Annotated in this window: 18 protein-coding genes; 11 read left to right on the plus strand and 7 right to left on the minus strand. The window is 63.9% G+C overall.

Annotated elements, in window-relative coordinates:
- Window positions 1–5 precede the first annotated feature (5 nt).
- A complete protein-coding gene (gene tal, locus KW830_RS09960; RefSeq protein ID WP_218333029.1) occupies window positions 6–962 on the minus strand; it encodes a transaldolase in 957 nt (318 codons plus the stop codon).
- A 120-nt stretch (window positions 963–1,082) separates the two neighbouring features.
- Between tal and KW830_RS09965 the strand changes: the two genes are divergently transcribed.
- Window positions 1,083–1,937, plus strand: a complete 855-nt coding sequence (locus tag KW830_RS09965; RefSeq protein ID WP_218333030.1) for a MurR/RpiR family transcriptional regulator — start codon at window positions 1,083–1,085, stop codon at window positions 1,935–1,937.
- A 42-nt stretch (window positions 1,938–1,979) separates the two neighbouring features.
- Here KW830_RS09965 and KW830_RS09970 read toward each other — a convergent pair whose 3' ends face one another.
- The 3 genes from KW830_RS09970 to KW830_RS09980 form a co-directional block, all read right to left on the minus strand.
- The gene (locus tag KW830_RS09970) at window positions 1,980–3,350 is read right to left on the minus strand and encodes a porin (protein ID WP_218333031.1); all 1,371 of its coding nucleotides are present in this window, start codon (window positions 3,348–3,350) and stop codon (window positions 1,980–1,982) included.
- 180 nt (window positions 3,351–3,530) lie between these two features.
- Window positions 3,531–4,598, minus strand: coding sequence for a porin (locus KW830_RS09975; RefSeq protein ID WP_218333032.1), 1,068 nt, complete (start codon window positions 4,596–4,598; stop codon window positions 3,531–3,533).
- A gap of 250 nt (window positions 4,599–4,848) precedes the next feature.
- Window positions 4,849–5,298, minus strand: a complete 450-nt coding sequence (locus tag KW830_RS09980) for an OsmC family protein (RefSeq protein WP_218333033.1) — start codon at window positions 5,296–5,298, stop codon at window positions 4,849–4,851.
- Window positions 5,299–5,724: 426 nt separating this feature from the next.
- Here KW830_RS09980 and ilvA point away from each other — a divergent pair, with 426 nt between their 5' ends.
- The 9 genes from ilvA to KW830_RS10025 all read left to right on the plus strand — a co-directional run bounded on the left by ilvA (window position 5,725) and on the right by KW830_RS10025 (window position 13,961).
- Entirely contained in the window at window positions 5,725–7,281 is a 1,557-nt protein-coding gene (ilvA, locus tag KW830_RS09985; protein ID WP_066540258.1) for a threonine ammonia-lyase, biosynthetic, read from the plus strand.
- Between the two features lie 198 nt (window positions 7,282–7,479).
- On the plus strand, window positions 7,480–8,307 hold the full coding sequence (locus tag KW830_RS09990) for an adenosylcobinamide-GDP ribazoletransferase (protein ID WP_218333034.1): 828 nt from the start codon (window positions 7,480–7,482) through the stop codon (window positions 8,305–8,307).
- Window positions 8,308–8,314: 7 nt separating this feature from the next.
- A complete protein-coding gene (locus tag KW830_RS09995; RefSeq protein ID WP_066540252.1) occupies window positions 8,315–8,914 on the plus strand; it encodes a histidine phosphatase family protein in 600 nt (199 codons plus the stop codon).
- Window positions 8,915–9,073: 159 nt separating this feature from the next.
- Window positions 9,074–9,337 (plus strand): DUF2164 domain-containing protein, encoded by a 264-nt coding sequence (locus KW830_RS10000; protein ID WP_066540249.1) that lies wholly within the window; start codon window positions 9,074–9,076, stop codon window positions 9,335–9,337.
- Window positions 9,338–9,451: 114 nt separating this feature from the next.
- Window positions 9,452–9,742 carry a hypothetical protein gene (locus tag KW830_RS10005; protein ID WP_066540245.1) on the plus strand — a complete coding sequence of 97 codons (291 nt, stop codon included), beginning with the start codon at window positions 9,452–9,454 and terminating at the stop codon, window positions 9,740–9,742.
- Between the two features lie 140 nt (window positions 9,743–9,882).
- A complete protein-coding gene (locus KW830_RS10010; RefSeq protein WP_255578261.1) occupies window positions 9,883–10,890 on the plus strand; it encodes an LLM class flavin-dependent oxidoreductase in 1,008 nt (335 codons plus the stop codon).
- Between the two features lie 249 nt (window positions 10,891–11,139).
- Complete coding sequence (locus tag KW830_RS10015; RefSeq protein ID WP_066540833.1) at window positions 11,140–12,342, plus strand: ammonium transporter; 1,203 nt, start codon at window positions 11,140–11,142, stop codon at window positions 12,340–12,342.
- A gap of 82 nt (window positions 12,343–12,424) precedes the next feature.
- Window positions 12,425–13,333, plus strand: coding sequence for a 5'-nucleotidase (locus KW830_RS10020; RefSeq protein ID WP_218333035.1), 909 nt, complete (start codon window positions 12,425–12,427; stop codon window positions 13,331–13,333).
- 211 nt (window positions 13,334–13,544) lie between these two features.
- Complete coding sequence (locus KW830_RS10025; protein ID WP_218333036.1) at window positions 13,545–13,961, plus strand: EF-hand domain-containing protein; 417 nt, start codon at window positions 13,545–13,547, stop codon at window positions 13,959–13,961.
- 89 nt (window positions 13,962–14,050) lie between these two features.
- Here the strand turns inward: KW830_RS10025 and KW830_RS10030 are convergent, their stop codons facing one another.
- The 3 genes from KW830_RS10030 to KW830_RS10040 form a co-directional block, all read right to left on the minus strand.
- Window positions 14,051–14,509 (minus strand): hypothetical protein, encoded by a 459-nt coding sequence (locus KW830_RS10030; RefSeq protein WP_218333037.1) that lies wholly within the window; start codon window positions 14,507–14,509, stop codon window positions 14,051–14,053.
- A gap of 179 nt (window positions 14,510–14,688) precedes the next feature.
- Window positions 14,689–15,180, minus strand: a complete 492-nt coding sequence (locus KW830_RS10035; RefSeq protein ID WP_218333038.1) for a DUF1854 domain-containing protein — start codon at window positions 15,178–15,180, stop codon at window positions 14,689–14,691.
- 3 nt (window positions 15,181–15,183) lie between these two features.
- A complete protein-coding gene (locus tag KW830_RS10040) occupies window positions 15,184–17,481 on the minus strand; it encodes an ABC transporter transmembrane domain-containing protein (RefSeq protein ID WP_218333039.1) in 2,298 nt (765 codons plus the stop codon).
- Between the two features lie 194 nt (window positions 17,482–17,675).
- On the opposite strand from KW830_RS10040, the gene cphA reads away from it, so the two are divergent.
- Complete coding sequence (gene cphA, locus KW830_RS10045) at window positions 17,676–19,847, plus strand: cyanophycin synthetase (RefSeq protein WP_218333040.1); 2,172 nt, start codon at window positions 17,676–17,678, stop codon at window positions 19,845–19,847.
- Window positions 19,848–19,925 lie beyond the last annotated feature (78 nt).

Raw genomic sequence — 19,925 nt, forward strand, 5'->3', positions numbered from 1 at the left:
CCGGTTCAAACCGCCGCTGCCTGCATCAGTTGCTCCAGCTTCACCGCATCGGCCACAAAGGCGCGGATGCCTTCGGCCAGTTTTTCCGTGGCCATGGCATCCGCGTTCAGGGCAAAGCGGAAACCGGCTTCGTCATAGTGCACACGCTCCAACACCATGTCCTGCGCAGCCGCCGCATTCAGCTTGTGTGGCACCTCACCGGAGGCGGCCTGCAGTTGCGCCAGCAGATCGGGCGCAATGGTCAGCAGGTCACAGCCGGCCAAGGCCAGAATCTGCCCCACATTGCGAAAGCTGGCACCCATCACCTCGGTGCGAATACCAAAGTGCTTGTAGTAATCAAAGATGCTGCGCACCGACTGCACGCCGGGGTCATTGTCACCGGCCATGGCCACCTCGTCCCAGCCCGCGCCGGCCTGCTTTTTGTACCAGTCGTAGATGCGCCCCACAAACGGCGAAATCAGCTGCACCCCGGCATCGCCACAGGCAATGGCCTGGCAGCGCGAGAACAGCAGCGTCAGATTGGTGTGAATGCCTTCCCGCTCCAGCTGGCGGGCGGCCTGGATGCCTTCCCAGGTGGCTGCGACCTTGATCAGCACCCGCGACGCCGTATCCACCCCCTGCGCCCGGTACAGGGCCACAATGCGCTGCGCCCGCGCCACAGTGGCGGCCGCATCGAACGACAGGCGGGCATCCACCTCGGTGGACACGCGCCCCGGCACCTTGGTCAGGATCTCGCACCCGAAGCGCACGATCAACTGGTCCATCAGCGCAGAAATCTCCGTCCCTTTACCCTGCGCAACCACCTGTTGCAGCAATGGGGCATATTCCGGTTTCTGCACGGCTTTCAAAATCAGCGACGGATTGGTGGTGGCGTCCTGGGGACGAAACTGTTCCATCTGCTGAAAATCACCGGTGTCTGCGACCACCGTCGTCCAGCGCTTGAGCGCTTCGAGCTGGTTCATACTTCTGATCCTGATGTGAAAGCCTGACAGTTGCATCGGCCGGCAAAAGCTCCGGCCGCTGGGGCGTAAGTGTATGCGCCTGCGCTGTGTGCCTTTTTTTGAATAACGCAAGTGTTTGTCATGCTGGACCGGATAGCTGCCTCCCTCCCCTCCCTCGCCCCCGCCGAACAGCGTGTGGGCGAACTGGTTCTGCACGACCCCAAGGCATTCGCCCATCTGCCGGTGCGCGAACTGGCCGAACGCGCCCATGTCAGCAAACCCACGGTGGTGCGCTTTTGCCGCAGCATGGGCTATGACGGCCTGGCAGACTTCAAGCTGAAACTGGCCGGCCATGCCAATGAAGGCGTGCCCTTCATCCACCGCAGCGTCGATCCGGACGACAAGCCGGCCGATGTTCTGGTCAAGGTCATCGACAACTCCGTCGCCGCATTTTTGCAGTACCGCAATGCAGCCTCCCCGATTCAACTGGAGCAGGCCGGTCTGGCCATTTTGCGCACCTGGAAGCAAGGCCGGCGGCTGGAGTTTTACGGCGCCGGCAATTCGGGCATCGTGGCCCAGGACGGCCAGCACAAGTTCTTTCGCCTGGGCATCACCAGCCTGTCCAGCAGCGACGGGCATATCCAGGTGCTGAGTGCCACCATGCTGCGTCCAGGCGACTGCGCAGTGATCGTGTCCAATTCCGGCCGCACCCGGGATCTGCTGGACGCCGCGGAAATTGCCAAGGCCAACGGCGCCACCGTGATTGCCATCACCGCCAGCCATTCCCCTCTGGCCAGCCTGTGCGACATCCATCTGGCAGCCGACCACCCGGAGGGCTATGACGTCTACAGCCCCATGGTCTCCCGCCTGCTGCATTTGCTGATCATCGATGTGCTGGCCACCCATGTCGCCCTGCAGATGGGGCCCGAGCTGCAAAACCAGCTGCAGCAATTGCGCACCAACCTCCAGTCCAAGCGCCACAGCCCGGACCAATAAAAAAAACCGGCCCAGGGCCGGTTTTTTTCAAGCTGCACCGCGTCAGAAACGATGGCGCAGACCCGCAGTGATACCCGTGCGGGTACGTGCGTGGCTGGCCACATCGATTTCCATGCCGGCACCCCCGCTGATGCGCGTATGGTCCACGGCGAAATAGGCATCCGTGCGCTTGCTGAACGCGTAATCCACGGCAGCGATCATGAAATTGGCCTTGCCGTTGTACAGACCCGAAGCCCCGCCCGATTGCTTGGCATGGAAGTAATGCAGGCCTGCATTGATCTGCGGGGTGATCTGGTAGCCAAAGCCCACCTTCACCATCTGGCGCTTGTTGGCATCACCCGGCTGGAAGCCGCCATTGGTCTGACCCGACCACATGCTGCCCACGATCGCCAGATCGGTCGCATTACGAATAAGGCCAGCAATATCACCCGATGCAGCGCGATCGATCTTGATCTTGTTCAAGCCATAGCCCAAGTTCACATACAGAGGACCGGAGCGATAAGAGCCTCCCAGCGTCCAGGCATCCAGATCGGAGCCGCCTGGCAGCGAGGTGCGCAGATAACCACCGCCCAGCGAAATGCCGTTTTCCGAGTAACGCAGGAAACCACCCACCTGCTTCAACGCACCTGCCGCCACGCTCGGGATATTGGCTTGGGCGTAGGTATTCACGGCCGCCGCTCCCGCCGCTTGCCCTGCTGCCGCAGCCTGGGCGGCCACATATGCCGGCACATTGGCCGCGCCACCTGCCGCAGCGGTGGTGCTCGCTATGTTCGCTGCAGAGGTCAAGGCCGCTGCTCTTGCAGCAGCGGCGGATGCGCCTGCTGTCGCTGCGGCGCTTTGAGCACCTCGTGCCAAAGCATCGGTATTGTTACCTTCCGCAAACGAATACTGCAGCGTACCCACCCAATTGCGCGACGGCGTCGCCAGGGTGTACTTGAGCGAATTGCTGGAACGTGCACCGGCCGCCATCCCCAATTCGGGCTTGTAGGCATCCATATAGGGCGAATAGGGGAAGGATGCGTAGGTGGAAGTCACCACATCAAACAGCACATTCCATTGGCGGCCCATGGTCAGCTTGCCATAGGGCCCTTGCAGACCTACGTAGGACAACTGAAAGAAAGGCGCCGTCGCATCCTTCTCGCCGGTATCCGCATTGAAACGGTGCTCCACGTGCGCCAGGGCCTTGGAGCCGCCTCCCAGGTCCTCTTCGACATTCAGGCCCCAGCGGCTCTGGGACATGCCGCCGCCAATCATCTTGGTCAGGCCGTCCTTGCCGGCACCTTCGTTGTTGGTGTGGCGCACGCCGACGTCCACAATGCCCCACAACTCCACCTTGCTCTGCGCCTGGGCGGCCAGTGAGCCTCCCAGGCCCACCAGAGCGATTACCACGCTCACCGCGGTCTTTGTATGCATCAGCTGTCTCCTTCGTGAATATGTGTAATTGGCTGTGTGCAATTTCATTCTAGAAGGGGCAGGACGACAAAAGTGCACTCGCGTGCTTTTTTGCCACAGGCAGAAACCCTAAACGAAAAAACCAGCCCGAAGGCTGGTTTTTGGTCTTGCTAACCGAAGCAGGCTTGCGCCTGCATTCCATTAGAAAGCGTGACGGATACCGACTTGCAGACCGTGCTGCGAGCCGTTGTCCTTCAGAGTGGCGGCAGTGCCCAGGGTTTGACCCAGAGCGCCGTCATCCTTGTTCTTGATGTAGGCGTAGGTGCCGTACAGAGCAGTGCGCTTGGACAGGTTGTGCACATAGCCCAGAGCAAACTGGTCGGCCTTGTGCTTGTCAGCACCGGCGATTTCGCCTTCGTAACGGTTGTACGAAGCCTTCACTTCGCCAGCAGCGCCGACAGGAGCGGACAGACCCAGGTAGTAACCCTTGGCCTTGTTCTTGTCGCCAGCCACATTCTTGGCCTTGGAATCGCGGTAAGCAGCAGACAGCTTCACCACGCCCAGATCGTACGAACCACCCAGGGCCCATGCGGTCACGTCACGTGTCAGGTTGCTGTTGACGCCACGGTTCGAACGCTCGCCCGACAGACCCAGGCTCAGAGGGCCGTTGTCATAGGTCAGGCCAGCACCGACGTAACGGCTGTCGCGGTTTTCACCAGCGACTTCACCGAAGCCGTAGTTCACAGCAGCCTTGAAACCGCTGATGTTAGGCGACACGTAGGTGATCATGTTGCTGACGCGTTGGCTGGTCAGAGCAACTGCGTTGGCGCCGGAACCCAGGGTGTTGTTAGCCCACAGACGGGACACGCCCAGACCCACTTGGCCGAACACGTCGTAACGGCTGGTGGCCTTGTAGGCTTCGGTCAGGTCACGACCCAGACGCACTTCACCGAAGCCGCCTTCCAGGCCCACGGTCGAGCGACGTTGGAAGTCCAGACCGGTCGAGCCAGTGGTGTTGCCTGTGCCTTGGTCGGCCAGGATACCGGCTTCCAGCCAGAAGTTGGCCTTCAGGCCACCGCCCAGGTCTTCCACGCCACGGAAACCGATACGGCTGGTAGCGTTGCCACCGGAGTTGATGCCGTTCCAGTTGTCAGCACCGTTGACATAGGTCACGGCTTCGTCGACCACGCCGAACACGGTCACGGAGGATTGGGCCATTGCGGCGCCGGAAGCAGCCAGCACAGCCAGGGCGATCAGAGATTTCTTCATTGCGAGTTACTCCAAGGTTTACAGAGGGCGGCGGAGCGGGAATCGTCTTCTTACAGGACAACCTGGCCGACATCCGCGCCAACCTCCTGGTGGGGAAGTTGAGCCTATTGCACCAGACCGGGGAGGGATGCGCAAAGCAATTCACCTACATGACTGCCAAAAACGCGCTTTTACGTTGCTCTTAAGCAACAGATACGAATGACGCCCGCCCCTGCGCCCCGTCACAGTGCACGGGGCCGTGTGCTGCTATTCAGCCTTCGACGATGTCGAAGCTGGTGGTGATCTGCGCCGTTTTGCCCAGCATGATGCTGGCAGAGCAGTACTTCTCATGGCTCATGGCGATCGCACGCTCCACGGCAGTGGCGGGCACGCCTTTGCCCGTCACGGTGAAATGCATGTTGATGGCGGTGAACACCTTGGGCTCTGTATCGGCACGTTCGGCCGATAACTTGACGCTGCAGCCGCGCACATCGTGGCGGCCGCGCTTCAGGATCAGCACCACGTCATAGGCCGTGCAGCCGCCGGTGCCGGCCAGCAGCGCTTCCATGGGACGGGGCGCCAGGTTCTGGCCCCCATTGGCGGGGTTCTTCTCGTCCGGCGCGCCATCCATGGCCAGGATGTGGCCGCTGCCGGTTTCTGCAATAAAGCCCATGCCCGAGCGCGTGCCCGTAGCGCCAGTCCAACTGACGGTGCATTCCATATCAAGGTTCTCCCTAGTGCTAAGCGTAAGCGTAGTCCGGCCGAAAGTTTCAGCCGTTCCTGAAAATTCAGTATTTGTTGCGACGCAACAGAAAACTGCATACAATGCGAATCATGCGTTATCCGATTGTCGGATGGACAGCACGAAGAAGACTTTCTCTTCGTCCCCGCACCGATTGTCTCCTCCACCTCCTCTAACGGTGGATTCAGCCCCAAGCCCGCAACGGCTTGGGGCTTTTTTTCGCGCTGCGGCCGATGCACACCGCAGTATTTCCTGGTACCACACGGCCCCTACCTGCCTGTGCGCCATGCCATGCGGCGGCACGCTACGTAGTGTGCGCTGCAGCATCCGGGCGGCAAATGCCTATGATGGTAGCCCTCGCGCACCGCCCACCCGCGCTGCGGCACCGCTTCTGGCACCTATTCCATGACGAAGACACCCCTCACCCCTGCCGACTATCTGACCCGCATCCTCAATGCACGCGTCTACGACGTGGCCGTGGAGTCGGACCTGGACATTGCCAAGAGCCTCAGCCGCCGCCTGCACAACAAGGTGCTGCTCAAGCGCGAAGACCAGCAGCCCGTCTTCAGCTTCAAGCTGCGCGGTGCCTACAACAAGATGGCCCATCTCTCGGCCGAACAGCTGCAAAAAGGCGTGATCTGTGCCTCCGCCGGCAACCACGCCCAGGGCACTGCCATGAGCGCCAGGAAGCTGGGCTGCCGGGCCGTCATCGTGATGCCCACCACCACGCCCCAGGTGAAGATCGACGCCGTGATCGCCCTCGGCGGCGAAGCGGTGCTGGCAGGTGAAAGCTATTCCGACGCCTACAAGCACGCAGTCAAGCTGCAAAAAGAACAGGGCCTGACCTTTGTCCACCCTTTCGACGACCCGGACGTGATTGCCGGCCAGGGCACCATTGCCATGGAAATGCTGCGCCAGCTGCAGCAACTGGGCAGCCAGCGCCTGGACGCTGTGTTCGTGCCCATTGGCGGCGGCGGCCTGATTGCCGGCGTGGCCAATTACATCAAGGCCGTGCGGCCGGACGTGAAGGTGATTGGCGTGCACACCAAGGACTCCAACGCCATGCAGCAGTCGGTGCAGGCCGCCCAGCGCGTGGAGCTGGCCGATGTCGGCCTGTTTGCCGACGGCACGGCCGTGAAGCTGGTGGGCGAGGAAACCTTCCGTATCACCCAGGGCCTGGTGGACGACTTTGTGACCGTGGACACCGATGCCGTCTGCGCCGCCATCAAGGACATCTTCACCGACACCCGCTCCATCGTCGAGCCCTCCGGCGCCCTGGGCGTGGCTGCCATCAAGCAGTACGTGGCCCGGCACAAGACCAAGGGCGAAACCTATGCCGCCATCCTGAGCGGCGCCAACATGAACTTCGACCGCCTGCGCTTTGTGGCAGAGCGTGCCGAGGTGGGCGAAGAGCGCGAGGCCCTGTTTGCCGTGACCATCCCCGAAGAGCGCGGCAGCTTCAGGCATTTTTGCGAAGTGGTGGGCAAGCTGCCCGGCGGTCCGCGCAGCGTGACCGAGTTCAATTACCGCATCAGCCACGACAGCAAGGCCCATGTGTTTGTGGGTCTGACCACGCCGACCAAGGGCGAATCCGAGAAGATCTGCAAGAACTTCCAGAAAAACGGCTTCGAGGCGCTGGACCTGACCTTCGATGAAATGGCCAAGGAGCATCTGCGCCACATGGTGGGCGGCCATTCGCCGCTGGCCCAGGACGAGCGCCTGCTGCGCTTTGTCTTCCCGGAACGCCCGGGCGCACTGTTCAAGTTCCTCAGCCTGATGGCCCCGACCTGGAACATCTCGCTGTTCCATTACCGCAACCAGGGCGCTGACTATGGCCGCATCCTGGTCGGCATGCAGGTACCGGCCAAGGACAGCAAGAAGTTTGAAAGTTTCCTCAAGCAACTGGGCTATCCCTGGGTCGAGGAAACCGACAACCCGGCCTACCAGCTGTTCCTGAAATAAGCCGCACTGCACGGCGGCGCTGCCTCCCCTCTCTTTTCGAGAGGCGCAACGTGCCGCCACCCTTGCCGCGGCGGCGGGCAAGGCGGCGCCAGTTCCGCATGCCGCATCCGATACAGTGTTCCCAAGTGGCGTGTTCCACGCCTTGCCCCCTGCGGCATCGGCGCGCACAGCGCCTATGCCTGGAGTCCTTCACCCGCCATGCAGTCCTTGCGCCACTTTCTATTGGCCGTGCAATTCTTCAGCCGCATCCCGGTCAGCGGGCGGCTGGCCTCCTGGGTGGGCTGGAGCCCGGCCCTGCAGCGCGCCAGCGCCGGGCATTTGCCGGGGGTGGGCTGGCTGGTGGGACTGTGGGCCGCGCTGCTGCTGGGCGCATCGCTGTGGCTGCTGCCCACCACCAGCTGGACACCCTTGGTCGCAGCCCTCCTGAGCACGGCAGGCACGCTGTGGCTGACCGGAGGCTTCCACGAAGACGGCCTGGCCGATGTGGCCGACGGCCTGGGTGGCATGGTGCCACCCGAGCGCGCGCTGGAAATCATGAAAGATTCCCGCATCGGTGCGTATGGCGTGATGGCGCTGGCCATGGCCTTGCTCACCAAGCTGGGACTGATCGCCCTGCTGCTGGCAACCATGGAGCCGTTCTGGGGCCCGGTGCCAGTGCTGATACTGGTGTGTTGCACCCATGTGCTGTCACGCTTTGCGCCGCTGGTGCTGATGCACACCCTGCCCCATGTGGGCCTGGCCGCTGCCAGCAAGACCCTGCATGTCGCGGGACAGCCGCTGGATTGGAAAGGCCTGCTCACCGGCGCGCTGTGGAGCCTTCCGGCCCTGGCCCTGCTGAGCTGGCTGGGCACCTACCGCTATGTGCTCTGCCTGCTGGGAGCCATGGCCCTGACCATCTGGTGGGTGCGCCGCTGGCTGTGGCGCCGCCTGGGCGGCATGACGGGGGACTGCCTGGGTGCCTGCCAGCAGTTCACCGAGCTGGCTTTGCTGCTGGCCACGGCCCTCTACCTGCGCCAGTTGCTGTGAGCATGGCATGAGCACCTTGTGGCTGCTGCGCCATGCACACCCATTGGTCGATGCCGGCGTCTGCTACGGCCGGCTGGATGTGGCCGCCGATGCGGTGCGCACAGCGCAGGCTGCACACGATTTTTCGGGCTTGCTATCTGCCGGAAGCGTGCTGCGCCACTCCCCCTTGTGCAGATGTGTGCAACTGGCCGATGCACTGGTTGCGCACATACCCGCTTTGGCACCTGACCGCCACCCCGATTCGCGCCTGCAGGAAATGGACTTTGGCCGCTGGGAAGGGCAGCCCTGGGCGCAGATCCCCCGCCCCGACATCGATGCCTGGGCTGCCGATCTGGCCACTTGTGCCCCCGGTGGCGGGGAATCGCTGGCCGCCATGCTGCAGCGCGTGCAACAGGCCCTGCAGCACAGCTGGGCCTACGACAGCCGGCAGGGCCAGCGTGATGTAGTCTGGGTCACGCATGCTGGCGTGGTCCGCTGTGTGCAATGGCTGCAGCAGCACGGCAATGGGCTGCCCACCAGCGCCGAATGGAACCTGCCCGCACCGGGCTATGGCCAATGGCTGGCCCTGCCATGGGATGGCCTGGCGGGCATGCAGCAACACCCTTGACCGCTGCGCAGTGCGGGCTTGGATCCTCGTGCCGCGCACGGCACACTCTCAAGATAGCGCCTGTTTCTGCGCATCCTGCCACTCCTGGGCGCCCCCATCCTGGCTGGGTAGAGCGGGCGCCACAGAACCCGCCCTGCCCTTCATTTCGCGTCCACCCCCATGCCTTTGACCCTGTCTCCCGAAGCCCAGCAGCAGGCCATTGCCTCCATCGAACGCTACTTCCGCGAGCACATGGACGAGCCCATAGGCAATGTCGCCGCCGGCGGGCTGCTGAAGTTCCTCGTGGAAGAAGTGGGTCCTGCGCTCTACAACCAGGGCGTGGCCGATGCCCAGGAAAACTTGCAGGCCCGCGTGGCCGAACTGGACATCGAGGTACACCACGAGGCCTTCACCTACTGGAACCAGCGATCCCGCCGCAAGTGAGCCACCGCTGCCGACAGCACCTATCCATGTACCGAGCGGTGCAGCAGCCCCACAGGCCAGAGGCCATCCCCCGCACCGCACCAAGACCGCCAGCATGTGCCTGACAATGACCCCATGTTGGAATCACTACGAACCTGGGCCGCCCCCTATGGCGGCGACGCCTTTCTGTACCTGACCGTGCTGGCCGTGGCCAGCTATGCAGCGCTGCTGTATTTCAAGGAGCGCGTGCCCACGGCACGCCTGCGCCGCTTCATCCGCCTGGCGGCGCTGGTGGCACTGCCGTTTTCCGTGCTGGCCATGGAAACCGGCGGCGGCCAGAACCTGGGCATTGCCATCCTGTCGCTGGTGTGGTGCGTGATCATCGGCATCACCTGCAAGAACGAAATGTCCCGCCGCAGCGAGTGAGCCGCACCGCACGGCGACGCGCGGCACCCCTGCCCACGCAGCAGTGAGCATGCTGAACCCGCGCCTGAAGCACAAAACCCATTCCAACTGGCTTCCGGCGCGCAGCGACACGATTTGATTTTTCCCTCTGGAGAACTGCCATGACCGACTTTCCCCCACGCCTGCCCCGCCTGTCCATGCTGGACCTGGTGGCCGTGCGCGAAGGCGGCACCGTGCGCCAGGCGCTGGACATCGCCCTGGACACGGCCCGCAAGGCCGAGGAGTTGGGCTTTGCCCGCTACTGGCTGGCCGAACACCACAACATGCCGGGCATCGCCAGCTCGGCCACTGCGGTGCTGGTGGGGCATATCGCCGGCGGCACCTCCACCATCCGCGTGGGCTCGGGCGGCATCATGCTGCCCAACCACGCACCGCTGGTCGTGGCCGAAGCCTTTGGCACGCTGGCCGAGCTCTATCCCGGCCGCATCGACCTGGGCCTGGGCCGGGCGCCCGGCACCGATGGCCCCACCATGCGCGCGCTGCGCCGCGACCGCGTGGAATCGGAAGAGGATTTCCCCCGCGACGTGACCGAACTGCAGCGCCTGCTGGGTCCGGCGCAGGACCACCAGCGCATCGTCGCCATGCCCGGCGCCGGCACCCATGTGCCCATCTGGCTGCTGGGCTCCAGCCTTTTCTCCGCCCAGTTGGCGGCAGCCAAAGGCCTGCCCTACGCATTTGCCTCGCATTTTGCGCCACGCATGCTCCACCAGGCGATTGCGCTGTACCGCCAGTTGTTCCAGCCCTCGGCCCAGCTGGACAAGCCGTATGTGATCGTCGGCGTACCGGTGATTGCCGCCCCCACCGACGCCGAAGCCGATTTCCTGGCCAGCAGCACCTACCAGCGCGTGCTGGGCATTCTCACCGGCCAGCGCGGCCGCCTGCAGCCCCCGGTGGAGCACTACATGGCCAGCCTGGGCCACCAGGAAAAAGCCGCCATCCAGGACTTTCTGGCCATGGGCGTGGTCGGCGGCCCCGAACGCATGCGTGCCGGCCTGTGGTCCATCGCCCAGGCCACCCAGGCGGATGAGCTGATGCTGGTGTCCGATGTCTACGATCCCGCACTGCGGCTGCGCAGCCTGGAGATCACGGCGCAGGCCGCCATCTGGTAAGGCCCCAGGACCCGGCTGGCCCGCACCACAACGGGGCGGGATGCCCCCTCCCCCGCGGCATCCCACCCAGCGCGGGCAGGGGTCCCATTGCGCAGCCCCTTGCTGCAGCACGATAGTCCACGCGCCCCACACCGGTGCACCCGCCTCACCCCAGCTACCGCCTGGCGCGGTTTTTGCTTGTTTTTAGTGCGCTCTGTGCTTTTCACGTGCACGCGCACCAAGAACAACCAATATCAGCTGGAGCGCTTCATGGAAGCACTAAAACAGGGCGCAGATGCCCTGTTCATTTTGATGGGCGCGGTCATGGTCCTGGCCATGCACGCAGGTTTCGCCTTTCTGGAACTGGGCACTGTGCGACGCAAGAACCAGGTCAATGCCCTGGTCAAGATCCTGGTGGACTTTTCCGTCTCCACCGTGGTCTATTTCGCTGTAGGCTATGCCGTGGCCTATGGCACGGGCTTCTTCGTGGGCGCCGAACAACTGGCGGCACACAACGGCTACGCGCTGGTGAAGTTCTTCTTTCTATTGACCTTCGCCGCCGCCATCCCCGCCATCATCTCGGGCGGCATTGCCGAGCGCGCCAAATTCTGCCCGCAGCTGATTGCCACCGCCATCATCGTGGGCCTGGTCTACCCCTTCTTCGAGGGCATTGCCTGGAACGGCCACTTTGGCGTGCAGGCCTGGATCAAGTCGCTGACCGGAGCAGAGTTCCACGACTTCGCCGGCAGCGTGGTGGTGCACGCCGTGGGCGGATGGATTGCCCTGGGCGCCGTGCTGCTGCTGGGCCCGCGCAGCAACCGCTACCGCCGCGACGGCGCGATTGCCGCCACCCCACCCTCCAGCATCCCCTTCCTGGCCCTGGGTGCCTGGATCCTGACCGTGGGCTGGTTCGGCTTCAACGTGATGAGCGCCCAGAGCCTGGACAAGATCTCGGGCCTGGTGGCCGTCAATTCGCTGATGGCCATGGTGGGCGGCACGCTGGCCGCACTGGCCCTGGGCAAGAACGACCCCGGCTTTGTGCACAACGGCCCGCTGGCCGGCCTGGTGGCGGTCTGCGCCGGCTCGGACCTGATGCACCCGCTGGGCGCCCTGGTGGTGGGCGGCGTGGCCGGCGCGCTGTTCGTGGCCATGTTCACGCTGACACAGAATAAGTGGAAGATCGACGATGTGCTGGGCGTCTGGCCGCTGCATGGCCTGTGCGGCGTCTGGGGCGGTATTGCGGCCGGCATCTTCGGCACCCAGACACTGGGCGGCCTGGGTGGCGTGCACCTGGGTGCACAGCTGATCGGCACGCTGATGGGCGTGGCCTGGGCCACGGCCGGCGGCTTTGCCGTGTACGGGCTCCTTCGCAAGACCATGGGCCTGCGCCTGAGCCAGGAACAGGAATTCGACGGCGCCGACCTGTCCATCCACAGGATCAGTGCCACGCCCGAGCGCGAAGCCAACTGGTAAGCACCGCTGTCTCGCCACAGGCAGGCAGCAGGCATGTGCCGGGAAACGCTATGCTTAGCCATTGCCCTGGCTGAAAGACTGCATGCCCGTTTCCCTGCACGACCAACTGGTGGTGGCCATCTCCTCGCGCGCCCTGTTCGATTTTGAAGAGGAAAACCAGCTCTTCGACCGGGACCCGGCTAGCTATGTGGCACTGCAGCGCAGCCGGCTCGACCAGCCGGCCCCGCCCGGCGTGGCGCTGCCATTGGTGCGCAAGCTGCTGGCCTTCAACACCCCCGAGGAACAGCGGGTGGAAGTGGTGCTGCTCTCGCGCAACGACCCGGTCAGCGGCATGCGGGTGTTCCGCAGCGCCAAGGCCCATGGGCTTTCCAGCATCCAGCGCGGCGTGTTCACCCAGGGGCGCGACCCTTTCGGTTATCTACGGCCGCTGGGCGCCCATCTGTTTCTGTCCGCCAATGCCGCCGATGTGACCGAAGCCCTGCGCCTGGGCTACCCCGCCGCCCGGGTGCTGACCGAATCCGCCGGCGCCAGCGCCGCCCATCCGCAGGAGGTGCGCATTGCCTTTGACGGCGACGCCGTGCTGTTCTCCGACGAGGCCGAGCGCGTCTACCAGACCCAGGGGCTGGATGCCTTCCAGCGCCATGAAATGGAGCATGTGGCCCAGCCGCTGCCCGATGGCCCGTTCAAGCCGCTGCTGGCCGCACTGCATCGGCTCCAGCAGGCCGCCCAGGCCGGCACCACCAGCGGCATGCGGCTGCGCACCGCCCTGGTCACCGCCCGCAGCGCCCCGGCACATGAACGCGCCATCCGCACGCTGATGGACTGGAACATCGGGGTGGACGAAGCCATGTTTCTGGGCGGTCTGGCCAAGGGGGAGTTTCTGCGCGAATTCGAGCCCGACTTCTTTTTTGACGACCAGACCGGTCATGTCACCTCGGCGGCGGCCCATGTGCCGGCGGGCCATGTGCGCAGCGGCATTGCCAACCCCTGATCCACTGCGGCCTGCGCCCCCTTCCAGGAAATGCATGTCGCATTTCGTGTCTCAACCGCCTGGGCATAAGGCCGCCGGTGATCGGCATCACTCCATATAGCGGCCACCAGACGGCGATACATCGGCTTACCCTGGTTTACCCCAGCAACGTACCCGGTTTGCAGACAGGCACCACACTGGTGGTCTGTCCTGCTTTTTTGGAAATGCGCCCATGCCCCAGCCCACTCTGTCCCGCCGCCTGTTGATGCCCCTGGCCCTGTGCTGCGCCGCAGCAGCGCCGCTGGCGTCTGCCTTGGCAGAAGGCAAGATCGACCCCGTGGCCATGACCGGCCCGGACGGCAAGCCGCTGTCCAAGGGCGAGATCAAGGCCATCAAGGACTTCCAGATGCTGGACTTCAACAAGGACGGCAAGATCAGCCGCAAGGAGCTGATGCTGGTGCCCAAGCTCTACGCGGGTTTTGACGAAGCCGACACCAACAAGGACAACTACCTGTCACTGGAAGAGGTGCGGGTATTCGCCGCCAAATACCGCGCCCGGCGCGAAACCGCCAAGGCCGCCCAGGCGGCTGCCGCGCCAACGCCTGCCCCCGACGCGGCCAGCAACACCCCTGCAGCCACGGCCAAGTAAGCGCGCTGTGTGTACAGCGCACGCTGGCGACACCCATGAAAAAAGCCATGCATTCGCATGGCTTTTTTCATCAATGCCGGCGCTGGGCATCACAGACCGTTGGTGCGTTTGACCGTGACATCCTCGTAGGTCAGTCGCTCGCTGGCGGCACGGGAGGGTTGCACTTTCTGGTGCACCTCCTGGCCCTGTTCCTTCTGCTGGGCCTCCAGCGAAGCTTCCACCGCCATGGCACTGGCACGCCACAGCGACTGGATGTGCTCGATCAGCATCTTGGAGATGGGCTCTTTCTTCTGCTCTTCCTCCACCGCCTTTTGCGCCTCGGCCTTTTGCTCTACGCGCTGCGTCCAGTCCAGGTTGCGGTCGTCCTTGTCCGTGGGCTTTTCGGGCGTCCGGGCCTGGGCACCTTCGCCAATCTTGTCGGTGGACTCGACGTTGTTCACCTGGTTGACCGGGCGAATGGGGGCCGGACCCGAGGCGCCGGTGGAATACAAATTGGCAGCCTGCGAGTTCCATTGGATGGGGTTGCGATCAACAGGTGGTATTTGCATAGCGTGGCCCTCGGTGGTGTTGTATGGATAGTGGACGCGGAATTCCGCTGTTCCTTCATCTTTTCGGCAGTCGTGAGGGAAAGTTTAGGTTTTTTTACAAACATTTCCAGCGCAGTACAAAGGGGCCGACAAACGGTCCCTGGAACACAAACTTCGCGCCAAAAACAGAAAGTAAGCGCTTACAAAAATCGCTCCAGCAGCTTACGGGAATGCTTGTCCAGCTGGGTCGTATCCGGAATCCGGTATTGCACGCCGTCGCTGCCGCTGATCAGCAGCCGGGTGCGCCCCGCCAGCTTCCGGATGTCTTCCTCGGCCTTGAGCACCATCTGGGCGCTGCCCCGATCGGTCTCCAGATCCCAGGTGCTGGGGGTGGAGAAACTCGACACCTTGCGGATGGACTGGATAGTGGGCACAAACTCCCGCACCGCCAGATCTTCCTCGATCAGTGCACGGGCATCGGCGGGCAGGTCGGCCATGCGGTCCACCCACAGTGCTTCCTTGCCGTCGCTGCCCACCAGGGACAACCCCTCCTCGGGTGCCGCCAAAGGAAAAGCGCGCACCGGCACCACGGATTCAAAGACCTGGCCGCTGCCCAGGGTCAGCACCAAGCGGCCATGGGCGTTGCGCGCCAGGCGCATCCCTGTCAGATCAGCATGGGACATGTGCAGCATGGCTTATTCCTCGGTCGTCACTTGCAGCTTCAAACCCGCTGCCTGGGCATCTTCCTCGGCACGGCGTGCCTGGGCGTCGTACAGACGGAAGTAATGGCCCTTGAGCGCCATCAACTCGTCGTGCGGCCCCACTTCCACGATCTCGCCACGGTCCATCACCACCAGGCGGTCGGCCTTGCGTAGCGTGGACAGACGGTGGGCGATGGCAATCGTGGTGCGGCCTTGCACCAGGTTGTCGAGCGCCTTCTGAATCTCTTTTTCCGTTTCGGTGTCCACGGCCGAGGTGGCCTCGTCCAGGATCAGGATGCGCGGATCGATCAGCAGCGCACGCGCAATCGAGATACGCTGGCGCTCCCCGCCCGACAGGCCCTGGCCACGCTCGCCCACCAGCGAGTCATAGCCGTGGGGCAGGCGCAGGATGAACTCGTGCGCATGGGCGGCACGGGCCGCCGCCACGATTTCTTCCCGGGTCGCATCCGGCTTGCCGTAGGCGATGTTCTCGGCAATCGTGCCGAAGAACAAGAACGGCTCCTGCAGCACCAGGCCGATGTTGCTGCGGTAGTCGGACACGGCCATGCGGCGCACGTCCACGCCATCGAGCTGGATGGAGCCTTCGCTGACGTCATAGAAGCGGCAGATCAGATTGACCAGCGTGCTCTTGCCCGAACCGCTGTGCCCCACCAGACCGATCATCTCGCCAGGCTGGATCTCCAGGTCCAGGTGCTTGATCACGGCACGGCTGCCGTAGCGGAAGCCCACATCCTCCATGGTGATGGCGCCCCGGGCCTTGCCTGGCAGCTTCACCGGGTTGACCGGGTCGGGCACATTGCTGACATGGTCCAGGATGTCAAAGATGCGCTTGGCGCCTGCGGCCGCCTTTTGCGTGACCGAGACAATGCGGCTCATCGAATCCAGGCGTGTGTAGAAGCGCCCAATATAGGCAATGAACGCCGTCAGCACACCCACCGTGATGGAGCCACCGGCCACCAGATAGATGCCGAAGCCCCAGACGATGAGCAGGCCGATTTCCGTCAGCAAGGTGACCGTGGGGGTGAACACCGACCAGGTCTTGTTGACTTTGTCATTGGCCTGCAGATTCACCAGGTTGGCGTCGGCAAAGCGGTCCGCCTCGCGCTTTTCCTGGGCAAAAGCTTTCACCACCCGGATGCCGGGGATGGTGTCGGCCAGCACATTTGTCACCTCGGACCAGACACGGTCGATCTTCTCGAAGCCGGTGCGCAGGCGATCGCGCACGGTGTGGATCATCCAGGCGATGAACGGCAGCGGCACCAGGGTCACCAGCGCCAGCCAGGGATTGATGGAGAACAGGATGACCGAGGTCATCACGATCATCAGCACATCGGTCGCAAAATCCAGCGCGTTGAGCGACAGAAACAGGTTGATACGATCGGTTTCAGCACCGATGCGGGCCATCAGGTCACCGGTGCGCTTGCTGCCGTAGTAATCCACCGACAGGTTCAACAGGTGGTTGTAGGTGGTGGTGCGCAGATTGGAGCCTATGCGCTCGGACACCTTGGCCAGCACGAAGGTGCGCGCCCAACCCAGCAGCCATGCCAGCAACGCCGACAGCAGCAGCGCCCCCAGATAGAAGGCCACCAGACCCTGGTCGATCTTCTCGCCGTTCTGAAAGGGAATCAAAATCTTGTCCATCAGCGGGATGGTCAGATACGGCGCCACCAGCTGCGCGGCCGTGGTGGCCAGCGTCAGCAGAAAACCCAGCAGCAGCTGGCCCTGGTAGGGCTTGGCAAAGCGCCACAGGCGCAGCAGCACCCAGGTCGATGTCTGGGGGGCCTGCTGGCGGGCGCAGGCGGGGCATTCATCGCTGTCGGGCGGCAAGGGGGTACCGCAGGTCTCGCACAGGATTTCCTCGTCCTCATGGGCATGGCCCGGGACACCGCCCTGGGCCAGCAGCTCGCGCTGCTGATCGAAGCGCTGGATCAGGCGGAAGGCCTCGTTCTGCGCGGCCAGGCGAAAACGCCACAGCGCCAGGCGCTGCTGGCCATCGTGCAGCTCCAGCGTTCCCACCCCGGCATGGTCCGCCAGTTGCAGGCGCAGCGCCGGCGACAGCGACCAGGAAGTCCAGGCCGTATCGTCCCCGGCACGGGCCCACAAATGCGTTTGCGTGACCGCCACCAGGCCTGGCGCGAAGCGCAAATCCCGGGTCAAGTCAACCGGAAGGGCCGACAATACGTTTTCTTGGGGTGCGAGCTGTGCCCGCAAGTCAGCCCCGAAAGGGCCATCGGAGACGCCAGAGGCATCTACAGAATGGTGATGTTGCATATTGAACAGTTTGTATCCGTTCCGGCAGGATCGCTGCCAGTGGATGGATATGGATGCACTCAATGTGCGCGCCCATTGCGATGGTGTCTGACGACTTAACGCTCCAAACCCCTATTAGGCTGACAACCTCTGTGAAAAGCGACGATATGTGGCCTTTCACACCGCCCGCCCACCACTCATCAAGCGCTGCATCCATGGCGAAGACATTCAACGACATCCAACTCTTGCGCACCACCTTCTTGCGCGGCCCCAGCGTCTGGACCTACCGTCCCGTGTTGGAAGTCTGGCTGGATCTGGGAGAGCTGGAAGACTACCCGTCCAATAAGATTCCCGGCCTCAACGAACGACTGACCACCTGGCTGCCCGACCTGGTCGAGCACACCTGTGGCGTGGGCGAGCGCGGCGGCTTCATCCAGCGCCTGGAAGGTGGCACCTGGATGGGCCATGTGCTGGAGCACGTCATCATCGAGCTGCTGAACCTGGCCGGCATGCCTGCCGAATTCGGTCAGACCCGTGAAATTTCCCAGCGCGGCGTCTACCGCATGGTGTTCCGCTGCCCCGAAGAGGCGGTGGCCCGCGTGGCGCTGGAATACGGCCACAAGCTGCTGATGGCCGCCATCAACGATCTGCCGTTTGACCGCAAGCCGGCCATCCACGCCATCAAGACGGCCATCAACGACCGCTACCTCGGCCCCTCCACCGGCTGCATCGTCGATGCCGCCGGCGAGCGCCGCATCCCCCATATCCGCCTGAACGACGGCAACCTGGTCCAGCTGGGCTATGGTGCAGCGCAGCGTCGCATCTGGACGGCCGAATCCGACCAGACCAGTGCGATTGCCGAAGGCATCGCCCAGGACAAGGACTTCACCAAGCGCCTGCTGACCGCCTGCGGCGTGCCCGTGCCCGAAGGCCAGATCGTGGCCAATGCCGAAGAAGCCTGGGAAGTCGCCCAGGACATCGGATTCCCGGTCACCGTCAAGCCTTCGGACGGCAACCACGCCCGCGGCGTGACCCTGGAGCTGTACCAGGAAGCGGACGTCAAGGCCGCCTTTGCACTGGCCGAGCCCGAAGGCTCGGACGTGATTGTCGAAAAATTCATCGACGGCGTGGAACACCGCCTGCTGGTGGTGGGCGGCAAGGTGGTCGCTGCCACCAAGGGCGAAACCGTGTCGGTGCACGGCAATGGCAAGGCCACGCTGCGCGAGCTGGTGGCCGTGCTGAACCAGGACCCCCGCCGCGGCCCCGAACAGGAATACCCGCTGGACTGGATCAATCTGGATGCCGGCGCCGTCAAGCTGGAACTGAATCGCCAGCATGTCACGCCCGACTCCGTGATTCCTCAGGGCCAGGCCGTGCTGCTGCAGCGCAACGGCAACATGGCCATCGACTGCACCGATGACGTGCACCCCGATGTGGCCTACTACGCCACACTGGCCGCCAAGATCGTGGGCCTGGACATCGCCGGCATGGACATGATCCTCAAGGACGTCTCCCAGCCCATGCAAGGCCAGGGCGCCATCCTGGAAGTCAATGCCGGCCCCGGCCTGCTGATGCACCTCAAGCCCACCAGCGGCGCTCCCCGCCCGGTGGGGATGGCCATTGCCGACCACCTGTTCCCGCGTGAAGACGGCGCCAATGCCGGCCGCATCCCCCTGGTGGGCATTGTCGGTACGCGCCACAACGCCTTCATCGCCCGCCTGGTCGGCTGGCTGCTGCAGCTGTCCGGCAAGCTCACAGGCGTGGCCAGCAGCGAAGGCATGTTCCTGAACAACCGCCAGACGCAGAAGACCAATACCGCCAACTGGGCCGGCGCCCACCGTCTGCTGACCAACCGCCTGGCCCAGGCCGCGGTGATCCAGACCACCTCGCGCTCCATTCTGGAAGAAGGCCTGGCCTATGACCGCTGCCTGGTGGGCGTGGTCACCGACATGGACGGTTTCGAGACCCTGGCCGACCACGATGTGCGCGAAGCCTCCCAGATGCGCCGCGTGCTGCGCACCCAGATCGATGTGGTACTCAGCGATGGCGCCGGCGTGCTGAACGCCGACCTGCCCGAAGTGGCCGACCTGGCCGAGCTGTGTGACGGCGAAGTGGTGCTCTACAGCGCCCAGGCCAACAACGCCGTCGTGGCCGCACACCGCGGCGCCAACGAAGGCCGTGCCGTGCTGCTGCGCAACCAGCAGGTCATTCTGGCCACCGGCGGTCTGGAACGCGCACTGGGCACGCTCGACGCGCTGCGCCTGCCCACGGGCCATGCGGTGGACACCTCGGCCCTGCTGGCGGCCATTGCCACAGCCTGGGCCATGGACATTGCGCCCGACCTGATCGCGGCCGGCATCAAGACCTTCGAATACCAGCCTGCCTGAGACCGAGCGCCCGCGCACCCTTGCATTGCCGCTGCGCCCGCATCCCGGGCTGCAGCAGCCTCAAAAGAGACACACACC

The sequence above is a fragment of the Comamonas sp. CMM03 genome, assembly GCF_019218715.1.
Classification (GTDB): domain Bacteria; phylum Pseudomonadota; class Gammaproteobacteria; order Burkholderiales; family Burkholderiaceae_C; genus Comamonas; species Comamonas terrigena.